Origin of the sequence: Sulfurospirillum diekertiae (genome assembly GCF_002309535.1) — a bacterium.
Lineage (GTDB): Bacteria > Campylobacterota > Campylobacteria > Campylobacterales > Sulfurospirillaceae > Sulfurospirillum > Sulfurospirillum diekertiae.
Genome location: NZ_CP023275.1, coordinates 1435166 through 1453184, shown reverse-complemented (window position 1 = coordinate 1453184; position 18019 = coordinate 1435166). Strand labels below are relative to the sequence as shown.

Annotated in this window: 20 protein-coding genes; 8 read left to right on the top strand and 12 right to left on the bottom strand. The window is 33.4% G+C overall.

The window, feature by feature from the left end; genetic code table 11:
- Positions 1-266 precede the first annotated feature (266 nt).
- Positions 267-602 carry a DUF4405 domain-containing protein gene (locus SJPD1_RS07515; RefSeq protein ID WP_025344674.1) on the bottom strand — a complete coding sequence of 112 codons (336 nt, stop codon included), beginning with the start codon at positions 600-602 and terminating at the stop codon, positions 267-269.
- A gap of 241 nt (positions 603-843) precedes the next feature.
- Between SJPD1_RS07515 and SJPD1_RS07510 the strand changes: the two genes are divergently transcribed.
- Genes SJPD1_RS07510 through SJPD1_RS07490 form a run of 5 tightly spaced genes read left to right on the top strand, consistent with a single transcriptional unit; the run spans position 844 to position 4257 of the window.
- Positions 844-1338: a response regulator transcription factor gene (locus SJPD1_RS07510; RefSeq protein ID WP_096046652.1), complete on the top strand. Its 495-nt coding sequence runs from the start codon at positions 844-846 to the stop codon at positions 1336-1338.
- Between the two features lie 28 nt (positions 1339-1366).
- Positions 1367-1828, top strand: a complete 462-nt coding sequence (locus SJPD1_RS07505) for a transposase family protein (RefSeq protein WP_025343414.1) — start codon at positions 1367-1369, stop codon at positions 1826-1828.
- On the top strand, positions 1750-2214 hold the full coding sequence (locus SJPD1_RS07500; RefSeq protein ID WP_084613060.1) for a transposase family protein: 465 nt from the start codon (positions 1750-1752) through the stop codon (positions 2212-2214). The genes SJPD1_RS07505 and SJPD1_RS07500 overlap by 79 nt, the downstream gene beginning before the upstream one ends.
- 10 nt (positions 2215-2224) lie before the next feature.
- Positions 2225-2434, top strand: coding sequence for a helix-turn-helix domain-containing protein (locus SJPD1_RS07495; RefSeq protein WP_096046651.1), 210 nt, complete (start codon positions 2225-2227; stop codon positions 2432-2434).
- Positions 2431-4257 carry a sensor histidine kinase gene (locus SJPD1_RS07490; protein ID WP_069478036.1) on the top strand — a complete coding sequence of 609 codons (1827 nt, stop codon included), beginning with the start codon at positions 2431-2433 and terminating at the stop codon, positions 4255-4257. Before SJPD1_RS07495 ends, SJPD1_RS07490 begins: the two co-directional genes overlap by 4 nt.
- A 136-nt stretch (positions 4258-4393) precedes the next feature.
- On the opposite strand, the gene SJPD1_RS07485 is transcribed toward SJPD1_RS07490, so the two are convergent.
- Positions 4394-4618, bottom strand: coding sequence for a hypothetical protein (locus SJPD1_RS07485; RefSeq protein WP_025344671.1), 225 nt, complete (start codon positions 4616-4618; stop codon positions 4394-4396).
- The gene (locus SJPD1_RS07480; RefSeq protein WP_025344670.1) at positions 4615-6096 is read right to left on the bottom strand and encodes a reductive dehalogenase; all 1482 of its coding nucleotides are present in this window, start codon (positions 6094-6096) and stop codon (positions 4615-4617) included. The genes SJPD1_RS07485 and SJPD1_RS07480 overlap by 4 nt, the downstream gene beginning before the upstream one ends.
- A 240-nt stretch (positions 6097-6336) precedes the next feature.
- Here SJPD1_RS07480 and SJPD1_RS07475 point away from each other — a divergent pair, with 240 nt between their 5' ends.
- The 3 genes from SJPD1_RS07475 (at position 6337) to SJPD1_RS07465 (ending at position 9394) form a co-directional block, all read left to right on the top strand.
- Complete coding sequence (locus tag SJPD1_RS07475) at positions 6337-7008, top strand: response regulator transcription factor (protein WP_025344669.1); 672 nt, start codon at positions 6337-6339, stop codon at positions 7006-7008.
- Positions 7009-7220: 212 nt separating this feature from the next.
- Positions 7221-8828: a sensor histidine kinase gene (locus SJPD1_RS07470; RefSeq protein WP_069478035.1), complete on the top strand. Its 1608-nt coding sequence runs from the start codon at positions 7221-7223 to the stop codon at positions 8826-8828.
- Between the two features lie 149 nt (positions 8829-8977).
- Positions 8978-9394 (top strand): iron-sulfur cluster assembly scaffold protein, encoded by a 417-nt coding sequence (locus tag SJPD1_RS07465; protein WP_025344667.1) that lies wholly within the window; start codon positions 8978-8980, stop codon positions 9392-9394.
- 396 nt (positions 9395-9790) lie between these two features.
- Here SJPD1_RS07465 and SJPD1_RS07460 read toward each other — a convergent pair whose 3' ends face one another.
- The 9 genes from SJPD1_RS07460 to SJPD1_RS07420 form a co-directional block, all read right to left on the bottom strand.
- Positions 9791-10015, bottom strand: a complete 225-nt coding sequence (locus SJPD1_RS07460) for a hypothetical protein (RefSeq protein ID WP_025344666.1) — start codon at positions 10013-10015, stop codon at positions 9791-9793.
- On the bottom strand, positions 10012-11517 hold the full coding sequence (locus SJPD1_RS07455; RefSeq protein WP_096046650.1) for a reductive dehalogenase: 1506 nt from the start codon (positions 11515-11517) through the stop codon (positions 10012-10014). Before SJPD1_RS07455 ends, SJPD1_RS07460 begins: the two co-directional genes overlap by 4 nt.
- A gap of 358 nt (positions 11518-11875) precedes the next feature.
- Entirely contained in the window at positions 11876-12409 is a 534-nt protein-coding gene (locus tag SJPD1_RS07450; RefSeq protein WP_025344664.1) for a carboxymuconolactone decarboxylase family protein, read from the bottom strand.
- 194 nt (positions 12410-12603) lie between these two features.
- Entirely contained in the window at positions 12604-13074 is a 471-nt protein-coding gene (gene ribH / locus SJPD1_RS07445) for a 6,7-dimethyl-8-ribityllumazine synthase (RefSeq protein WP_025344663.1), read from the bottom strand.
- Positions 13075-13282: 208 nt separating this feature from the next.
- Positions 13283-14353, bottom strand: a complete 1071-nt coding sequence (locus SJPD1_RS07440) for a bifunctional 3,4-dihydroxy-2-butanone 4-phosphate synthase/GTP cyclohydrolase II (RefSeq protein ID WP_025344662.1) — start codon at positions 14351-14353, stop codon at positions 13283-13285.
- A gap of 9 nt (positions 14354-14362) precedes the next feature.
- Positions 14363-14926, bottom strand: coding sequence for a GTP cyclohydrolase II (gene ribA, locus SJPD1_RS07435; protein ID WP_025344661.1), 564 nt, complete (start codon positions 14924-14926; stop codon positions 14363-14365).
- A gap of 128 nt (positions 14927-15054) precedes the next feature.
- On the bottom strand, positions 15055-16764 hold the full coding sequence (locus SJPD1_RS07430) for an FAD-dependent oxidoreductase (RefSeq protein WP_025344660.1): 1710 nt from the start codon (positions 16762-16764) through the stop codon (positions 15055-15057).
- A 91-nt stretch (positions 16765-16855) separates the two neighbouring features.
- A complete protein-coding gene (locus SJPD1_RS07425; protein ID WP_223809794.1) occupies positions 16856-17515 on the bottom strand; it encodes a cytochrome c3 family protein in 660 nt (219 codons plus the stop codon).
- Entirely contained in the window at positions 17491-17955 is a 465-nt protein-coding gene (locus SJPD1_RS07420; protein ID WP_025344658.1) for a cytochrome c3 family protein, read from the bottom strand. The genes SJPD1_RS07425 and SJPD1_RS07420 overlap by 25 nt, the downstream gene beginning before the upstream one ends.
- Positions 17956-18019 lie beyond the last annotated feature (64 nt).

Genomic DNA, 18019 nt, shown 5'->3' with positions numbered 1-18019 from the left:
TTTCTCTCTTAAAGATTGTCCTAGCACTAAGACTCTCTTATCATTACTTATTTTTATTGCTATGTAATGATAAGAAAAAAAAATAGATAAGTTGTGCGGAGAAAATAGATGAATAAAAAATTTTACCTTTTTTTTAATACAACATAAAGTTTTATCTCTTTGTAGTCATAAAATCAAATAAGATAGAAGAAGGACTTTTATCATAAAGTCCTTCATTATGTGTAGATATTCAGAGAAGTTTTAACCCAGTTCTGAGGAAATTTTGTTTACTCTTCTAATGTTTTTGCAATATTTTCCATCTGCTTTATTTTTTCTATGTTTAATGGTTTATTAATACCTACACCATAAAGTAAAACCATTATTATGCTCAATACTCCTGTAAAAAGTGCCATCTTTTTTATATTCAAGTATTTTTTTACTGAACCGAAGTTAAGATACAGGTGTAGACTACCGGATAAAACCATCAAGACTCCAAAAATCTTATGAACAGGATGCATCTGAAACTGAAACTCAAAACTATTCAGTATAATCATCAAAATACCAGAGCTCCCAACTGCCAGCAATGAAACCAATAACGTCAACGATACTACTTGTCTAAACATGTCGTTCCTTTATTTTTGTATTAATACAATCAACATTCAACACTAAAACTCCATAGTACATAAAACTTGTAGTAACTTTGTGTGCAATAAAGAGAGAACCTTGAATTTTATGAATATTTATAGGTAACTTATAGGTGAAATATAGGGTAACTATTAAATAGATAATTTTTACTCTTTTAAGTTAATTTTTAACAAAATATCTGATAGAATCATAGTTATAAACTATAGGATAGGTTCACACATGTTTAAAAACTATAAAGTACTTTATGCAGAAGATGATGCAGGAATTCGTAAAAATATTGGAGAAATTCTTTCTCTTCTTTTTGATGATGTACTTCTAGCACAAGATGGGGAAAAGGCATATGAATTGTATCAAAATGAGTCTCCAGATATCATGGTACTCGATATTGAGATGCCCTATCTTAATGGCTTAGAAGTGGCCGAAAAAATCAGAAAAAGCAATAAAAATATCCCGATTGTCATGGCTACAGCTTATACAGACACGGCATATTTTTTAAAAGCAGTTGAATTAAATCTAACCTCTTATATTTTAAAACCAATAGAAACTTCTGATTTGAAAAAAGCACTTAAAAAATGTGAAGAGCAATTAAGTTATTCTAAAAATAGCGAAATTCACATCAATCAGAGCGCATATTATAATGTAGGTGAACGAACACTGTATATCAATAATAGTGAAGTCAGATTAACGAATAGACATCTTGCAAAACTCAAATAAAAGGCACTAAAAATGCTTGGCAAGAGGCATGAAAAAATATGAACAAATGCAAAAGCATAAACCCAAAGATTTTAAGCGCCATATTGGCGTTAATGAAGAGACATTTAACGCAATGATAGAGGTGTTTAGGCAATACGATGAGAATCGTAAAAAAGGATTAGGTGTAGGAGGGAGGAGATCTCTTTCACCAGAAAATAAAGTACTTTTGATGCTTGGCTATTATCGTGAGTATCGCACCCTTGAACATATTGGATTTGATTATGGTGTGAGTGAATCAACGGCTTCAAGGATTGTATGTGAAGTAGAAGAAGTGTTGATTAAGTCTGGTAGATTTTCATTGCCAAGCAAGAGAGAACTCTATAAAAGTGATGTTGCCCTCTCTTTTGTTGTCATTGATGCGACAGAAACGCCTTGTCAAAGACCCAAAAAAAGCAAAGAGAGTACTACTCAGGTAAGCAAAAGCGTCATACCCTTAAAGGACAGATTGTGATTGATAAAGAGGAGAGGATTATGTGTGTGCATACCGCTAAAGGTACGACACATGATTTTAGACTGTTTCAAGAATCTAATCTCCCCTTGATGCCCAAGACCTGTGTTTATGTTGATTTGGGATATCTGGGTATTGCCAAAGAACATAGCCATTGTCAAATTCCCCATAAAGCCTCCAAACTTCATCCTTTGAGTGAGGAGCAAAAAGAGGAAAACAGACAAAAAGCAAGTGCTAGAATATGTGTTGAACATGTGAATGCTAAAATCAAAACATTTCAGATACTCACCCAAAAATACAGAAACAGAAGAAAACGATTCAATCTACGCTTTAATTTGATATGTGGATTAATCAACTTTGACCGTGGTTTTGCTGTGGAATACAAATGAGTTTTGCAAGATGTCTAATATTGAAATGCAATTTCTTGAATATATGTTGAAAAATCCTAATAGAGTTATCAACTATAGTGAATTTGAGTATAATATTTGGGAAGAAGGGATGAGTGGTCCAGCTATTCGAACCCTTGTCAAAGATCTAAGAAAGCACCTAACCAAAGAGAGCATTCAAAATATTCCAAAAGTTGGATACAAGCTGGTTCTTCAAAAATGAAGTTCTTCTTTCTTTTTTTTCTTTTGACACTCTCTTTATTTAGTGGCGTAATTACTTTAAATGAAGAGAAACTCTTATTACATCGAAATACGTATCTTTTAAATGAAAATATCTTTATAGAAGATGCTCTCAAGCATAGCGATTTCATCAAAAACAATAACCTTTCCGTTTTTTTAAGAAAGCAATTTACAAAGAACTATTGGTTAAAAATACCTCTCAAAAACACACTCAATAAAGAGCTAGATAAAACACTTCTTTTTTACTGGAAGAATATCAACCTCCAAGTTTACTATAGCAAAGACAATAAAATCATCGAAACTAAGTCTGTAAGTGATGGCATAAACAATGGTATTTCTTACTACTCTTTCATTATAGGACCTAATGAAGAAAGTACCATCTATATCAAAGTCAATGATCACCCATTAGTGGATGATTTTTCTGCTGCTTATATCATCAATACTGAACAACTTATATCAGAAATTAGTAACTATGAGAGCGTTTATAAACATGGTCTTTTATTTGGTATTTTACTTACCATTCTTTTTGCAAGTTTATTTATGTACTTTATGACATCCTTAAAAAGCTACTTTTATTATGTCTTGTTTGTAATGTCCATTATCTTCATTACCTCAAACTTACACTGGAGCTTTTACTCAGCACTGAGTCCATACCTTGAAAAGTCAATACTCTATAACATTATGAAAGTGGCTAATCCTTTTAGTATTTTGATGACACTTACCCTTTTCACCAAAGAGTTTTTTGATCTCAAATATAAGCATGCCACGATTAATAGCATTTTAAATTTTTACATGCTCTCTTGTATACTAATGGTAATTATACAGTTCATCTTTTCAAATGGATCTTTGATTATTTTTTATCCAGGTATATTATTACCAGGTTTTATTTTAATTGGTCTCATTATGTTAAAACAAGACAAACTGCAAGCTTCCCTTTATTCTATCGCGATGATTTTATTAATCTACCCTCTATTTATGGAGTCCTTTATTAGAATATTCAATTTTGATGGTGTACAAAATATGAACAATTACCTTCAAGTCACCAGCACACTATGCTCTTTATGCCTAAGCATTGTAACCTATATAAAGCTACTCTCGATCTTAGAAGAAAAAAGGCAATTTGAAAAAGAGATACTTGTACGCTCACGCTTTAGTGCGATGGGAGAAATGATTGCCAATATTGCCCATCAATGGAGGCAACCACTGAGTCATCTTTCCTCTATCGTTGTCAATATAGACATGCACAGCCAGCTTGATAAACTCTCACCAAAAACCTTACAAGACAAACTCAATGAGATGCATTTGCAGATTCGTCATATGACCAATACCATAGAAGATTTCATGAACTTTTTTTCTCAGAAAAAGCAAAAATCTACTTTTTCATGTAAAGAAATCATTGATGATTCACTCTCTTTTATGCGCACATCCTTTGAAAGCAATCATATTCAAATTTACACACAGTGCGATGCAATGTTTGAAATCAATACATATAAAAATGAACTTATACAAGTCATTATCACCATCTTAACGAATGCAAAAGATGCACTCAAAGATAATCCTGAAGAAGATCGAAAGATTTATTTTAAAACAAGTAAAAATGAGATATCCATTAGCGATAATGCAGGGGGAATTGATAGCAAAATTATTCATCGAATTTTTGAGCCTTATTTTTCAACAAAACTTGAAAAGAATGGAACAGGACTTGGACTCTACACAGCAAAAATCATTATGGAAAATAATATAAAAGGGAGTATTCAAGTTGCAAACAATAAAAGAGGAGCCGAGTTTATCTTAAAACTTCCATAGTCTCTTGTTTTTTAAAATAGTACTATCGCCATTACTCCCAAAAATATCGCTTTAACAGAAATACAAAACAAAAAAGGTACATTACTTCCAAAAAATGGTAGACTTTGTACCTTTTATTTAATAATCAATTCAAAGATTAACGCTCAAGTTTATCCCATAAAATATAGTTTGGCTTAAACTTCATTGCAAGAAAAACACCGATGATCGAAAAAATCAATCCAGCAACCATTAATATACTACCAGCTTGTGGCTCATCTTCTCCATAACTTCCCATTGAAATTTGGAAAGTAACCAAAATCAATGCCAAATAAAGTAAACTCAAACCAATTGCTTTATAATTTAAAATATTTAATAATTTCATGATTTTTTTACCCTATCCTTTCCTGTTGTCTCCGTATCTTTAAAGTGAGATGTATCTAAACCATAGGTATTGATTTTACCTTTCCATACTTCTTCTACATTTCGTGTTTTACCATAACCCAGTGCATCATCCATACCTAGCATTACAGGATCAAGGAATCTTGTTTTATCAATCAACCATTCAACGCCATCATGAATCCAAATATTGCCTTTTGTAAAGGGGCAAACAGCTACACATATGCCACAGTCTCCGCCCGATTCAACCCAATACTGTAAACATTTTTTATGGTCATTGTGCCATTGGTAGCGGCCATTTGCATTATGAATATCTCGTGCTTCATAGGATTGTGGCCCTTCTGAGATTGCCTTGGAAGGACAGTCTCTTGCACATTTTTTACATGTTTCACAAAACTCTGTAACACCAAAATCAATTGGTTTATCGGGAATAAGAGGCATATTGGTAAAGATCTTAGAAAGACGAACCATTGGTCCATACTCAGGGGTGATGATAGTTCCCATACGACTAGCTTGTCCTAAACCTGCTTCAACAGCAAAGGCAACTGATTGTCCAACACCATTACAGCTTGGTATTGCATAGTAGCCTTGGTTACGAATAAACTGACAAATCCACATATCATGCGCCACCATACGAGAGTAACAAAGTGCCGCAGCTGCATGTGCCATAGAAGTAGCCAAACACTGCATCATATCACGGTTCATCGCAAAAGCAGAAACGATAACATTGGCAAAGCTATTTGGAATAATGTATTCATCTTCTGTTTCCGTTGGTTTTTCAATATCTTTAAAGTTAATTGGCTTTGTGATAAAGTTATTATCATCCTCAGGCTTATCTGATACTGTAGTAAAAGCCTCTTTAAAGATCCAATTTCGGTTCAATCTTGCAATACCCACTAAGTCAGCCCCTGCTAATCTTGTAACGTATTTAATCTGATTTGTTAATATGGCAGGATCTTTTTCATCTGGTGCTTTGTTATAGATATGTGGCCAATCCTTTGCTGCTTTAAAATTATCCCATAAATGCATCTTTCTATTTGGCTTTCCATATCCTAGCATTTCATTCAGTGTCCACGCAGCTGATTCCCATGCTCTAGCAGATCTTGCCTCAGCAACACTTGGAGCTTTAACGCCAGGTGCATGTTGTGCTGTATTAATCAAATTTTGCTTTTGGTCCATCATAGAAAACACCCAAAACTTAGTTTCTCCTTTGAAGTTTGGAATCATCACTGAAGAGGGATGATAAAATGCCACATGCCCCTCATTAAATCTTTCATACTTTTCATTGATTTTGATAGGAGATACCCCATCTGGCATCGCGAATTGATGACGAATCTCTTGCGATGCTTTTTCTTTTGCATGAGCATCTGTGCCCCCAAATGGTGCAATAGTAACCGCAACACCAACGCCAGCAACTATCTTTCCAAAATCTCTACGTGAAAGTTCAGGTTTTTTCTTTTCCATATTTACTCCTTAAAAAATCATCTACCATACAATCATGATAATGATTTTAAACCTTCTTGTAACCTTTAATTAAATGATCCCAAGTACAACCATTTAACATCTGACTTATTATGAAAATTGTATTTAAAACTTATGCAACCGTTGTATAACTAAAATAGAAGGAAAATATTTTTTATCTACAAGTTCTATATTTCTTTTTTTATAATACGTACATTATTCATAAAATTTCAGGGATTTAACATGCTCGCTTCTTATACAATACTCTATGCAGATGATGAAGAACAAACTCGTGAAAACATAGGAGAAATACTTTCTCTTTTTTGCAAAAAAGTATATTTAGCCAAAGATGGGAAAGAAGCTCTTCAAATCTTTCAAAACAATACTATTGATATTGCTATTTTTGACATCGAAATGCCCTACTTTAATGGACTTGAAGTGTGTGAACAAATTCGTGAATTTAACCAAAAAATACCTCTTGTCATTGCTACTGCTTATACAGACACTGAGTATTTTTTAAAAGCCGTTGAACTTAATCTAGCAGCTTATATCCTAAAACCTGTCACCGCGATTGATCTCAAAAATGCTCTTAAAAAATGTGTTGCTAATCTTAAAAACAATAAAAATGAAAAAATTTATTTTTCTGATATAGTTTATTATGACACTATTAAACGTGCTCTTTTTGTCAATGAGAAAGATGTAATTTTGAGAAGAAGTGAAATCACTTTTTTAGAATATTTACTAAAACGTGTTAATGAAATTGTTAGTTATCAAGAGTTTGAAAATAATATCTGGGAAGAAGGTATGAGTAGTGCCGCTATTCGTTCGTTAGTACGAGATATCCGAAAACATTTGCCTCCAGAGACTATTATTAATGTAGCAAGACTTGGTTATAAATTGAAACTCTATAAATGAAACTACTACGCTCTTTTTTGATTGTTTATTTATTAATACTTTCTCCTGCTTGTGCTTTGCCTTATATTAATTTAGAAAATCCATCAACGTATCTCCTTAAAAAAGATATATCTATTGATGAAGCTATTAATAATCCTAGTTTTTCGAAAGTAAATCTACAATACTCTGATATGCGAAATTTAGATAACAGAAATTTTTGGATAAAAATACCTATGTCCAATAATAATGTTCAACAACTTGAAAAAAGCATTATCTTCTTTTGGTACAACGCCAAATTGGATCTTTATTATGTTAAACATAATCAAATACTAAAACATTCTTCACTTTATGACCAAGATCGCACTGGGTTTGTATTTGATAATTTTATCATTAGCCCCAATGAAACTTTAACCCTATATGTAAAATCTAATGAAAAAAAAGGGTATGATGTCTTTAAATCCATAAAAATAGTTAATCAAGAAAAAACCTTTAGTGTTATTTCAACAGATAAGTCTTATTTTGACAATGGATTCTTTTTCGGAATTTTAATTAGTATATTTTTCTTTAACTTAATCGTATTTTTTTCTATCAAAGAAAAAAGTTTGGGATACTATTGCTTGGTACTTTTACCCCCAACACTCTACTGTTCTCCTGATATTGTCGTCTTATTAGAGTGGTTAAACTTTTCCAATAAAAATATCATTGTCCTTTTTAATATCTTCTTCCCTGCCCTTCACATTATCACTTTTCTACTCTTTACTAAATACTTTTTTGAAACAGAAAATAATTATCTTTGGGTTGATAAATTTATCAATATAAGCCTTCTCTTCTCTTTAATATTAAATATCTACAATTTTATCTTTGACCACTACAGCTACATTATAGCAGCATTAATTCTACCCTTTTTTTTCATGGTTGGTATTGTCAACCTCAAAAAAGATTTCACAGTCTCCGTTTTATACATCATCAGCTCAGCCTTTATCTACTACCCATTTATCTTCTATTTTTCTTCATTTGATATCAAATTCTTTGATACCTACTTAAACAAGGGCACCTACATCAACAATATGCAGGTCACCAATACTATTGCTGCAATTTTACTGTGCTTTTCTATTTATATCAGGTTGAGTAAACTCTTTTATGAAAAACTCTCTTTTCAAAAAGAGCTTTTAGCCAAATCACGCCTTGCTGCAATGGGCGAGATGATTGCAAGTATCGCTCACCAATGGCGACAACCTCTTAACAATGTCTCAACAACTTTGGCCAACATTGAAATGACCAGTGAACTTCAAATGCTTTCACATGAAAAATTGAAAACAAAGGTCCATGAAGCCAATACACAGATAAAATACATGTCAAATACTATCAATGATTTTTTAAATTTCTTTTCTACAAAAAAAGAGGAGCGTGTTTTTCTCCTTAAAAGCGCCGTTGAGAGTGCCATGGTATTACTCCGAACACCTTTTAAACAAGAACAAATTTCTTTACATGTAAAGAGCGATGAAAGTACTATCATTGGATGTAAAAATGAACTCATTCAAGTCTTAACCATTCTCATGAGCAACGCCAAAGATGCCTTGAAAACCAAAGAAGACAAACAGATATGGATTACTATCAAAAACAAAGAAATATTCATAGAAGATAATGCAGAAGGAATTGATCTTGAGATCATTGAGAAGATATTTGACCCATACTTTAGCACTAAAAAAGAAAAAAATGGCACTGGTTTGGGGCTTTATATGGCAAAAATTATCATAGAAAAAAACATCGGTGGTTCTTTACATGTAAAGAATTCTAAAAAAGGCGCAAAATTTATCATTGATCTTAGCCATGTTAATTAATATGCTATATTTGTATGAAAATACTTCTAGACATTAGGAATGCGCAGTATGAGATAATAGGTTTTTTCGTCTAATTAACTTATATTTTACCTATAAACGTCCTATACTTTTTTGCCATAATTAAAATTATAACTAAAGGAATAAACACTATGCGTGATGATTTTGACTACACAGGGCTCATAAGCCAATTAGAAGACCATATGAAAAACCCTCGTTTTTATGGACTATTAGATAATTACAATGCCAAAGCGACATGCCTTCACCCCGATGGAAAAGGTAAAGTTGTCCTTACTATGCAAATTGAAGATGATAAGACTGTCAGATGTGGTTTTGAAATCAAAGGTTGCCCATCACTGCTTGCACAAGCTTCGCTTTATTTAGATTCTGCTTTTAATGCTACGCTTTCAGAGACTTACATTTTAGCTGGTAATATTTTGAAACAAATCAAAGATGACGATTCTAAAGAATCACGATGCAGCATGTTATTTTTAACAGCGTATAAAGAGTGCGTAGAAGCTTATTATGAAAAAGAGAAAGAAGAGCGCATTACGACTCTAACTTTTTAAAACAAGAGAGATAATTGGCGATCTAGCTCAAAAGAGAGTTATTTACCAAGTCATCTCTCTTAAAACTGAAAAAAAAGTTATAACGTTTTCTTATATCAATTACAAACCTAAAAATATACTTTTTTTCTTTTCCATTGACTTTATCAAAGCCAAAAATGTTTTTATGGCTCGCTTGATTGCATCACCAGAGTATTGATTTCGTGATTGAACTCGTAATCCCTGCATAAATGTCATAATCAAGTCAGCCACTTCATCAGCGCTTTGGAGTCACTCCAAAATAATGGGAATGTCAAGCTAAACGTGCTGTATATTTAAGCATATTTATGACTTAGAAAAAGAGAAAAGTAGGGTTTACATGTAATGATGTAAACCCTACTTTATGCATAGATTTAGAAATTAACGCTTAAGCTTTTCCCATAAAATATATGTTGGCTTGAACTTCATTAAAAGAAAAACGCCGATGATCGAAAAAATCAATCCAGCAACCATTAATATACTACCAGCTTGTGGCTCATCCTCTCCATAACTTCCCATTGAAATTTGGAAAGTAACCAAAATCAATGCCAAATAAAGTAAACTCAAACCAAGCGCTTTATAATTTAAAATATTTAATAATTTCATGATTTTTTTACCCTATCCTTTCCTGTTGTCTCCGTATCTTTAAAGTGAGATGTATCTAAACCATAGGTATTGATTTTACCTTTCCATACTTCTTCTACATTTCGTGTTTTACCATAACCCAGTGCATCATCCATACCAAGCATTAATGGGTCTAAGAATCTTGTGTTATCAATAAGCCATTCAACGCCATCATGAATCCAAATATTGCCTTTTGTAAAGGGGCAAACAGCTACACATACGCCACAATATCCACCAGATTTCGGCCAATAATCTAAGCATTTATTATAGTCATTTTGCCACTGTAATTTACCTGATTGATTATGAATACTTCGTCCTTCAAAAGTTCTTGGACCTTCAGTAATTGCTTTTGAAGGACACTCACGTGCACATTTTTTACATGTTTCACAAAATTCTGTTACTCCAAAGTCGATAGGCTTATCTGGAACTAAAGGCATATTTGTAAAGACTTTTGTAAGTCTTACGTTTGGTCCAAATTCAGGAGTAATACAAACACCCATACGACTAGCTTGTCCTAAACCTGCTTCAACAGCAAAGGCAACTGATTGTCCAACACCATTACAGCTTGGTATTGCATAGTAACCCATATAACGAATAAACTGGCATAACCACATATCGAACATACACATACGTGAATAACAAAATGATACTGCTGCACATGCCATATTGCTAGGAGCTGTTTGCGCCATTTCGCGGTTCATAGCGATACCTGCAACGATAACATTTTCACAAGTATTAGGGATAATTAATTCATCATCAGTTTCTATTGGTAGTGGAACATCTTTGAAAACGATTGGCTTTTCAATCTCTTTCTGCAAAGATTGTTCATAAAGTACGTCAGCTGGTATAGTTACTGCCTCAGAAAAAACCCAGTTACGATTTAATCTTGCAACACCTACCAAATCAGCACCTGCCATACGTGCAGCAAATTTTACATAATTTGTAAGTTCCACAGGATCAGTTGTATCTGGAGGTCTTCTATCTAACCCTGCTGGTGCCCACAATTGGGTGTTATACATAGTCTCACCAGACCATAACATAAAAAATCTATTTGGATAAATGTTTCCAAAGTTAATATCTAAGGTCCATCCAGCAGCTTCAAGTGCACGACCTGCTCTAGCTTCTCCTACATTTTTAGCTTTCATCTTAGGACCATTTTCACCATTTTCAATCTGACGTACTTTCTCATCATATGCTGATAAAAACCAAGGTTTCACTTCACCTTTGTAGTTTGGTTTAAACTTTGAGGTTGGATGAGTAAACGCTGTTCGTACTTCAGCATATCTTTCCAATTTGTCGTTAACTATGATGGGAGAACCTGCAGTCATTGCAAATTGTTGACGAATTTCAGCTGCATTTTTCTCTTTTTCAGCTGCATTTGCACCTGGTACACCAAATGGAGCTATCGTTGCTGCAGCTCCAGCTCCGATAATCAACTTACCAAAATCTCTTCTTGAGAGTTCAGGCTTTTTTTTCTTTTCCATACTTCCTCCTTAAAAAATACCAAGAGTAACAACTTACACAGTGGTATTCAAACCTTCTTGTAACCTTTTATAAATAACCCCAAGTACAGTTATTTATTTTTTAATGTGTTTATGAATTAATTTCACATTTTAAGAATGATATACAAAAGTTATAGCTTTGTTATAGGAAAGATATAGATTTTAATTTTAAAATAATGAAAGTTAATAATATTTACGAAGTAATAAGTAAATACTTTTCTTTTTTTATATTTTTGGAGATTTTATAAAGATTTTGTCAATATATCAGACAATAATTTGTGTTAAAGGAACGCTTTTAAAAAAAAAGTAAGATAAAAAGTCGTCCCTAATATTTTATGTTTTATTCGCTTCCAAGACCAAATGTATTAGATAAGGTATTGATATAATTAAAATATCCAACAATACAAACCGCTTCAAAGATCTCTTTTTCACTGTATCCAAACGCCTTGATAACTTCTATATCTTCTTTCATGATTTTATAGTTATCTTTTTTTGAGGCACGAATACAAAAATGAAGTAACCTTTTTTCAGCTTCACTACAACTTAGGGCATCAATACCTAATGCTATTTCTTCAATTTCAACCTCACTCACACCTAAAGCCCGTGCAAGTTGCTTGTGTACACCTGCACACATTTTACACCCATTATCCAATGATACTAATATTGCAATTCTTTGTTTGGTGACATAAGGGAGTAATGTTTCTTTCAAGAGAAACTTGGAAACCATAGTATCTGTAGCAAAATAAACGTCTTCATTTAATGCAAGTAGCTGAAATATCTCACCCAAGCTACCCGTTTTTTCCAATTTCTTATCCGCATGTTTTTTAACAGAATCACTCATATTTTCATAGACGCAAAGTGCTATGTGTGCCATATTCTATCCTTATTTTTAAAATATTTAATTATTATAAATGTAAGTATAGAAAATAATTATAGGTTGTTTGTAGATAATAATAATTTTTCTACTAATTCTTTAATCATTAAATAATATTCAGTAGTATTTCTATCTATCTCGATGCTCAAAAAAACACCATCAATTCTATCAATATCTACATCTATAACTTTTTCTTAATTCTTTAATGCAGAGTATAGACTTAATAGTTCAATGACAGTAACCATTGCTTCAAAACCTTTATTACCTGCTTTACTACCTGCTCGTTCAATTGCTTGTTCAATGCTATCCACTGTCAGGACACCAAAAGCGACTGGTTTAGCAAATTGAAGTGCTACATTGGCCACACCTTTGGTCACTTCTGCAGACACATAGTCAAAATGTGGCGTTGAACCACGTATTACTGCACCTAAACAACATACTGCATCGTATTTACTACAAGCCAAAAGACGATTAAGTGCCATTGGAATTTCAAATGCACCCGGTACCAAAACAAGATCTAAATTTTCATCTTTGCCACCATGTCTCAAATAGGCATCCCGCGCTCCTTCTACCAAACGATCTGTGATGATATGGTTAAAGCGTGCATTAATAATAGCAACTTTTTCGTCACCATTTAGGGACAATTTACCTTCTACAATATTCATTATTATCCTTCATATCATACATTTTAACAAAATGGATATACTGATATAATCCATTGCAGACTCATTTATTAATTTTAGAGAATTGAATGCATGTGCCAATCATCATTCCCAACACAACACAACTTAAACCATACGCTACAAGATAGAAACCCATTACACTGATACCTTTTTTACTCTTTATTTTCATTGACAATAAATACTTGTTATTTTAAGCAACAGTTTCATTAACATTCGTACTTTTAATGACGCTAAGGCCAAACCCACTAATGCCAACAAACTCTTTATTCTTACTATCACTTAAAAGTTCTATATTTTCTATACCTAGATGTTTAATTATTTGCGCACCTATACCGTATTCACGAATTTTAGACATATCTTGTGTTCCATTATCCATAAAAATCAATACTCCACCACTTTTTTGCAGATAGTGTATGGCTTGAATTAAGCTATTATATTTTTTTGTATCAGCTAAAAGTTCATTATCAGGCATAATACTATGAAATTTTACTGCTGATCTATTTTTAATATTTCCAAACGCATAGGCTATATGATGGTTATCATTATGATCCACAAAGTCATAACGTCTGGCATCTTTGCCTAAAAATTGCGTTGTTGATTCGGCAATAACACGAATAAGTGATTCATTCATCATGCGATACTCTACAATATCAGAAATATAGACAATATTTAATTCATGCTTCGCACAAAAGATATCCAGATCAGGACGTCTAGCCATTGTTCCATCTTCTTTCATGATTTCACAAATAACGGCAGAGTCACCCTGTCCTGCTAAACGACATAAATCTACAGAACCCTCAGTATGACCTATTCTTACTAATGCACCACCCTCTTTAGCAATCAATGGAAAAATATGGCCGGGACGAACGAGTTCTGATTCATGCGATCCACCATCTGCTAAAATTTTTATGGTCATATCACGCTCACCTGCAGATATACCCGTTGCTGCTGTTCTTGCATCGACTGTAATTGTAAAAGCGGTTTCATATGATGAATCATTTTTTTTGACCATAGGCTCTAATTGCAATCTATTTGCTATCTTTTTTGAAATAGCAACACAGATAAGCCCTTTTGCATGACTTGCCATAAAATTAACTTTTTGTGGTGTAGAAAAAGAAGCAGCATAAACTAAATCACCTTCATTTTCTCTATCTTCATCATCTACCATAACAACCATCTTGCCTTGTCTAATATCCTCAATCGCTTGATTAACGCGGATAATAGCCTGGAATGTTTTTTGATCGCTTAATATTGCATTCATGTTTTTCCTTTAAAGTAAATGACCCATCATTTCTTTTTTAGTTTTCAAATAATCAACGTTATGATTATTTGAAGGTATAATAATTGGCCATCTTTCAATAATCATAATGTTTTTTAAACAACTCATTTTTTTAGGGTTATTCGTAAGCAAACGAATTTTATCAATTTTAAAATGCTCTAAAATAGTTTCTACCACTTCATAACTACGTTCATCACTTTTAAAACCCAACTGATGATTTGCTTCAATAGTATCGAACCCTTGATCTTGTAGCGCATAGGCATTTACTTTATTAAACAAACCAATATTGCGTCCTTCTTGACGTAAGTAAATGATCATTCCACCAAGTGATGAGATATTCTGCAATGCAAACTCAAGCTGTTCACCACAATCGCATTTTAAAGAGCCAAGTGCATCCCCTGTTAAACATTCACTATGAATTCTAACCAATGGAATCTGCCCAAGAGGTTCTTTGAAAATCACTAAATGCTCTTTAATACCTTCTTGAAAAGATTGGATTTTTAAATTTCCAAATTTGGATGGAAGATTAGCAATATTTGAGATTTTAATGTTCATTCCATATCCTTTAATAACGTTTTATCTATTGCTATGTAGAGATATAAGATAAAAGACCTTGTATATAACCTCGCAAGGGTACATACAAGGTCTGCTTATTACAAGCAGACCTATCTCAAAAATGTAACTTATAGTGTCATTTTTGTTTTAACATCATTAACACTCTTACCTGCAGCAACTAGACCAGTAAGGCGTCCGAATGTCATACAACGTCCATGACCAATACCTGGACAGATTGTTGGGTAATCGCCTGCAAAGAAGTTACCTTGTGCAGCACCAGCAACATAGAGGTTATCAAATGCTTTATCATCTTTATCAAGAACAAGCATTCTATCATCCGTACTAAGACCGCCACACATTGTAAGTAATGTTGCCAAAAGCTTACCAGCATAAAAAGGTGCCTTTTCAACAGGATAAAGACATTCAGATCTTTTACCAAAATCTGTATCATTCTTAACCTTGACAATTTCATTGTATCTTTTAACAGTTTTAACAAATTCTGCTCTTGGAACACCCATTTTATCTGCAAGTTCTTCGAGAGTGTTAGCAACAACAACTTTTCCCTCAGAAATATGTTTTTCAAGCATATGTTTTTCATCGTCCATGCTCCATTCTTTAACGCCTACAATTTTATCTTGTTGGCCAAAGAATAAACCACCACCAATTTTTTTCTTCATCATCTCTTCTGCATAGCTAAGACCGTTTGCATCATAAACAGACCAAGCAATGCCATCTTTTTGATACAATTTACCACAACTCATTGATTGTGTATTGATATCTTCATTTTTAAAACGTTTACCATATGCGTTTACATGTAAAAAGTTATAACTTTTTGCACCTGCTTCTAAGTGAATAACTGCAGCATGGTTTGCATCTCTTTGCATAGCACCACCAATATCCATAGCAATCATATGACCATCACCGGTATTGGATTTACTTGGAAAATAAATTTGAGCATCTGCAAGTGATGATGTTTGAGAGTAGTAAGAAACCATATCATGATTTGAAGCATAATCGCCTGATGCTATAATAACAGCTTTTTTAGCTGCATATTGAACATAACCTTTTTTGGTTTTAGCAATAACTGCTGTAACTTTATTACCATCTTTAACAAGTTTAAGTGCTCTCGCTTCAAAAACTACATCTACGCCTTTCTCTTTTGCAATTTCAACAAGAGCATCAACCACAGGTGCGTTACCAGGTACGCCATTTTTATCTCTAAACATATGTGTTACTGGGTGTTCATAATAGAATGGATCTTTACAACCTTCAAACCATTGACCATTTTGAAAGCCTTTTGTTTTCAATGTGTTATCGAGCCAATCCATACATGCGCCACTTTTTTCAATAAAGAGTCTTAGTAAGTCTTCATCAACACGTCCTTGTCCCCATCGTTCAAGTTCTTTCGCGATTTGTCTTGGATGAATATCTTTAGTGATTCCGTGTTTATCTTGAAAATCTGAACCAAATGCAGTAATATGGCCACCACGGGCACCTGGTCTTTTATATTTTTCCAACACAATTACTTTTGCACCAACTTCTACAGCAGAAATAGCTGCACACATACCTGCAAAACCAGCTCCAATGACGATAATATCAGCTTCAACAGTCTCTTTAACTTGGCTTGCATCAACTTTTGGTAAAGTATTTGGATATGCAGGATTTTTTGAAGGAGCAATTCCTCTTTCAGTGATAAAAGGTTGCGCAGCTGCTTTATCTAAATCTGGACCTTTTTCTGCAGCACTCAAACTTGAACCAATTCCTGTTGCACCTAATGCCACAACTCCTGTACCAATTGCACTGGTCTTAAAAAAATTTCGTCTTGATTGATTTGTCATCTTTTTTCCTTTTTTGATTTTTCGTATGTATTGACTCTTGCGAGCACCTTATTCTGTTCTGTTTTTTATTTTTGTTTTAGGGGATACTTTGTTAATTAGAACTTCCTTTTCCGTATAATTTTTCATTTATTTTAATTTTTTCTTTTGCAGAGCCTTTTTCATAAAGAGCGTGTTCTGGCTTATAAATATTTAACATATTATTAAGTCCGTTATGTCCTATCTCTGCATGACAACTTGCACAACCCAATTCTTTATTTGTACCAAGAAGTCCATTATAATGCTCATGCATTTGTCGAGCTTTTGGACTTATTTTTTCATTTGTTGCATAATTGCTATGACACTTAATACATCCATCATCATAAACAAATTTAGCTCGCTCTTCTCTCTTTTGTTGCCAGTCTATAGCATCTGGATTTCCAAAAAAATGAGTACCTACTTCAGACATTCCATTTTTTGCTTTTGTAAAAACATAATTGACAAGATTATTATGAGGAAGATGGCAATCAACACAATTGACTCTTATGCCTGTTTTACCGTTGCCACCATGAACATCGTTATCATATGATGCTCTCATCGGCGCCATTTCATGACAAACAACACAAAACTGAGGCGTTCCTGTTCTTGATATTGCTTCATAGGATGTATAAGAAACGATAAAGCCTACAACAATTCCTACAACTAAAAGAAGTGGAATTTTCTTTTTAATAGACGTAAAAATATTTTTTATCATGGCATTACCTTCTTCATCCAATTAGGAACCTCTTTTTCGTGACACTCCATACATCTATTTTGTGAAGGTTCATGTTCTTTATGACACTCATCACATGATAATGTTGGGCCATCATGATAGGAATTATGAGGATTGGTATGGAACATATCCATAAATCCTGTTCGTTTGGCCATTTTTTCTTTACTTCCATGACAGCTAAGACACCCTTTATCCCCAATGTATTCAAATTTAGCAGGAACACGTCCTTGGTCATCATGACAGTGAATACAATCTATGGATAACTTCGCATGGTGCGATTTGATTGGGTATTGGTCTCTTAATTCCTTGCTTACTTCTATCACAGGTGTAGCCTCTTTGGCTGTAGTAGTAGGTGACATAGCATTGTCAACAGCCTGTACAGAGATACACAGTAACACAATGGAAAAAAGAAAGATGCCAAGTATTGGAAAAACTCTTTTCACGTTACAACCTTTCTTTTTAATTTCTAAGTTTAAGTATAAAGCAATACACTATCAGAGAACTCAT

What these genes read in the sequence shown, in the direction of transcription:
- SJPD1_RS07515 (WP_025344674.1), bottom strand. Translation starts at nt 602, where the DNA reads ATGTTTAGACAAGTAGTATCGTTGACGTTATTGGTTTCATTGCTGGCA.
- SJPD1_RS07510 (WP_096046652.1), top strand. Translation starts at nt 844, where the DNA reads ATGTTTAAAAACTATAAAGTACTTTATGCAGAAGATGATGCAGGAATT.
- SJPD1_RS07505 (WP_025343414.1), top strand. Translation starts at nt 1,367, where the DNA reads ATGAAAAAATATGAACAAATGCAAAAGCATAAACCCAAAGATTTTAAG.
- SJPD1_RS07495 (WP_096046651.1), top strand. Translation starts at nt 2,225, where the DNA reads ATGTCTAATATTGAAATGCAATTTCTTGAATATATGTTGAAAAATCCT.
- SJPD1_RS07490 (WP_069478036.1), top strand. Translation starts at nt 2,431, where the DNA reads ATGAAGTTCTTCTTTCTTTTTTTTCTTTTGACACTCTCTTTATTTAGT.
- SJPD1_RS07485 (WP_025344671.1), bottom strand. Translation starts at nt 4,618, where the DNA reads ATGAAATTATTAAATATTTTAAATTATAAAGCAATTGGTTTGAGTTTA.
- SJPD1_RS07480 (WP_025344670.1), bottom strand. Translation starts at nt 6,096, where the DNA reads ATGGAAAAGAAAAAACCTGAACTTTCACGTAGAGATTTTGGAAAGATA.
- SJPD1_RS07475 (WP_025344669.1), top strand. Translation starts at nt 6,337, where the DNA reads ATGCTCGCTTCTTATACAATACTCTATGCAGATGATGAAGAACAAACT.
- SJPD1_RS07470 (WP_069478035.1), top strand. Translation starts at nt 7,221, where the DNA reads ATGTCCAATAATAATGTTCAACAACTTGAAAAAAGCATTATCTTCTTT.
- SJPD1_RS07465 (WP_025344667.1), top strand. Translation starts at nt 8,978, where the DNA reads ATGCGTGATGATTTTGACTACACAGGGCTCATAAGCCAATTAGAAGAC.
- SJPD1_RS07460 (WP_025344666.1), bottom strand. Translation starts at nt 10,015, where the DNA reads ATGAAATTATTAAATATTTTAAATTATAAAGCGCTTGGTTTGAGTTTA.
- SJPD1_RS07455 (WP_096046650.1), bottom strand. Translation starts at nt 11,517, where the DNA reads ATGGAAAAGAAAAAAAAGCCTGAACTCTCAAGAAGAGATTTTGGTAAG.
- SJPD1_RS07450 (WP_025344664.1), bottom strand. Translation starts at nt 12,409, where the DNA reads ATGGCACACATAGCACTTTGCGTCTATGAAAATATGAGTGATTCTGTT.
- ribH (WP_025344663.1), bottom strand. Translation starts at nt 13,074, where the DNA reads ATGAATATTGTAGAAGGTAAATTGTCCCTAAATGGTGACGAAAAAGTT.
- SJPD1_RS07440 (WP_025344662.1), bottom strand. Translation starts at nt 14,353, where the DNA reads ATGAATGCAATATTAAGCGATCAAAAAACATTCCAGGCTATTATCCGC.
- ribA (WP_025344661.1), bottom strand. Translation starts at nt 14,926, where the DNA reads ATGAACATTAAAATCTCAAATATTGCTAATCTTCCATCCAAATTTGGA.
- SJPD1_RS07430 (WP_025344660.1), bottom strand. Translation starts at nt 16,764, where the DNA reads ATGACAAATCAATCAAGACGAAATTTTTTTAAGACCAGTGCAATTGGT.